Source organism: Pedobacter sp. CG_S7, assembly GCF_040544395.1.
In the GTDB taxonomy this organism is placed as follows: Bacteria; Bacteroidota; Bacteroidia; order Sphingobacteriales; family Sphingobacteriaceae; genus Pedobacter.
On the sequence record NZ_JBEONS010000094.1, the window covers coordinates 1 to 2,244 of the forward strand.

Genomic DNA, 2,244 nt, shown 5'->3' on the forward strand with positions numbered 1-2,244 from the left:
GAATCCTTTAAATAGGATAATTCTACTGCCATTTTCTTAAATGACTCATCAAATACTCTTGCCATGTATTAACAAATTTAATTCTATTTCTTAAATCTGTCTCCACTCAAAGGTACCAACTCCACTGCTGAGGTGTCGGGAAATGCCTTCAACTTTTCTTTGACAAAGTCCTGAAAAGAATCAAGTTTTAGAACGCGGCTACGCCCATTTTCAAGTTCATACAGGTATTGCTCCTCACTGATGGAAAGCAGCTGCTTAACCGTACGCCAGTTCAGCTCATAATACTCTGCAATCCTGGTAATGGAATGGCCATCGCGGTCCATTTGGTTTACTAAATGATACATCATAATTTTGCTTAAATAATAATTCATTGCACTTTATCTTTTTGGTGAAAGACAAAGGTGCTTTATCTAAGGCTGGGCTAAAGCCCGCCTTGGATAATGTATTTATTGTTGCCAATTATTCTGCATCATTGTTGCCGATTATCCTGCACTATTGTTGCCAATTATTGTGTATTACTAATTGCCATTTTCTCTGCAGTTTTATTTACCGATTACAGAAGTATGGTTTTGATGCTAGAATTAGAGATTTGACAAATCAAATCTTGATTTCAGCAAGGAGACTTAATGAAACTAAAAGTTCTGGAGATAATACGTTTCTCGAAAAGGTTTATCAACAAGTTTCAGGTCTAGGGCGTAATACTCAAGGTTTGGGCAAAACTGGTTTTGTCGATCTCTTTTCAAAAAATATTATCTATGTCCTAGCGATGAGTTCTCAACTGAAAAATGATCTTAAGATAGAAGAACATATTGAGAAATATACTTCTAATATTGCACGGTTTTCATTGATAACCTGTTCTACTGATGTGCGTGGTTTTTATGAGATGTTGACATATCAAATTCCAAGAATTTAAGTTGGCTTATTATTAATGTTTTAGTACCGTAAACTTACAGTGGCACTTACGCCATAAAACATGGCCTGCATCCCCGGCAATCCGCTATATAGCTTGTAGGCAATGCCTAAGAGTACTACCATAATAAAGGAAGTAGTAGAGGATTCCAAGATCACTCTACTAGATAATTTTTCAGAGTGGTTACATCATAACGAATTAGTTAACTTTGGTGGCACTAATGATCAGGATATTAAATGCTGTTTTGAAAATGGTGGAGAGGGGTTAATTAAAATGGTTTGTCCAGTGATGGATTGAGCTGTGAAATTTGAATAATAGACACTTATTTCTATTATTATCGAAAATACCATCGAAGAGTATATTCGAAAAAGAAAGGCTTTCAGAGTATGTTCAGAGAATAAGTATTCATTAACCTAAAGACTCAATATACCACTTGAATATTCTCTCCATTCTTATGCTGCCAGCTTACATCCGTTCTCATTGAAGAAACTAAAATTTAACGCTTTTTAATCTTTAATTAAATTAACATCCCACTTTTTTGATAGTAAAATTCACTATGCTTTGCGTACCTGTTTACATAATATTCAATTTCAGATTGGTAACTTTCTGTATCGTAATGTACTTTTTCATATTCATCAGCACAGGCATGAAATAAGCTATTTAATAATATAAAATGCTCATTAAGGATCTTCATATCATCATCAGAAAAAGATGGAACATGATAAGGCGTTGAAATAATATGATTGTCGGAATGAGCATGTTTTTTATTCCGTAAATCTTTCATCATTATGTAAAACGGTGTCTTGACTATTTTCTTTAGCTTCTTCAAATTACTTGAAAGTGATACATTTGCACCAACTTTATCTCTCATAGTGAGTTTGTAAAATTTGAATATAGAAGCCATATGTTCAACGACATCATTACCATTACCATCGACTAAATTAGAAATCTCTAATAATTTACAATATTCAATGATTACTAAATTTTTCAATGCCAGATGAAATATCTTAAACATTTGATGATTTAATAATTCCAGTTCTAGCTCATTGGTCCTATGCTTGTACAATGTTTCAAGTTCTCGAATCGCCATATTCAATTGAGTTAAACTCCAAAATATATGTGTAATATTATTTTCTGGGTTCATGTTTTTTTACTAAAGATATCAATTGTGTTTTTTTAATTACAGTATGCTGGATAAACCACAGCATATATCTATCCCCTTTCGTAAAATTGAAGTAATTCCCAGGGTCAACGCATTTAAATTTGATTTAAAATTTTAAGGAGAAATTGATCGTCCCAGCCGGCTTTTAGCCTTTTGGTTACCAGAGACCCCT

The 2,244-nt window shown here is 33.2% G+C and carries 4 protein-coding genes; 2 read left to right on the top strand and 2 right to left on the bottom strand.

Translation table 11 applies throughout. From position 1 onward, the window contains the following. Positions 1-83 precede the first annotated feature (83 nt). Positions 84-347: a hypothetical protein gene (locus AAKU52_RS17375; RefSeq protein WP_354335903.1), complete on the bottom strand. Its 264-nt coding sequence runs from the start codon at positions 345-347 to the stop codon at positions 84-86. A gap of 41 nt (positions 348-388) precedes the next feature. Between AAKU52_RS17375 and AAKU52_RS17380 the strand changes: the two genes are divergently transcribed. Beyond that, entirely contained in the window at positions 389-913 is a 525-nt protein-coding gene (locus tag AAKU52_RS17380; protein WP_354335904.1) for a hypothetical protein, read from the top strand. A 102-nt stretch (positions 914-1,015) separates the two neighbouring features. Continuing rightward, positions 1,016-1,207, top strand: coding sequence for a hypothetical protein (locus AAKU52_RS17385; RefSeq protein WP_354335905.1), 192 nt, complete (start codon positions 1,016-1,018; stop codon positions 1,205-1,207). A 220-nt stretch (positions 1,208-1,427) separates the two neighbouring features. On the opposite strand, the gene AAKU52_RS17390 is transcribed toward AAKU52_RS17385, so the two are convergent. Further along, entirely contained in the window at positions 1,428-2,054 is a 627-nt protein-coding gene (locus AAKU52_RS17390; protein WP_354335906.1) for a hypothetical protein, read from the bottom strand. Between the last annotated feature and the right edge of the window lie 190 nt (positions 2,055-2,244).

Coding starts and splice junctions, on each gene's coding strand:
- AAKU52_RS17375 (WP_354335903.1), bottom strand. CDS start 347: ATGATGTATCATTTAGTAAACCAAATGGACCGCGATGGCCATTCCATT.
- AAKU52_RS17385 (WP_354335905.1), top strand. CDS start 1,016: ATGCCTAAGAGTACTACCATAATAAAGGAAGTAGTAGAGGATTCCAAG.
- AAKU52_RS17390 (WP_354335906.1), bottom strand. CDS start 2,054: ATGAACCCAGAAAATAATATTACACATATATTTTGGAGTTTAACTCAA.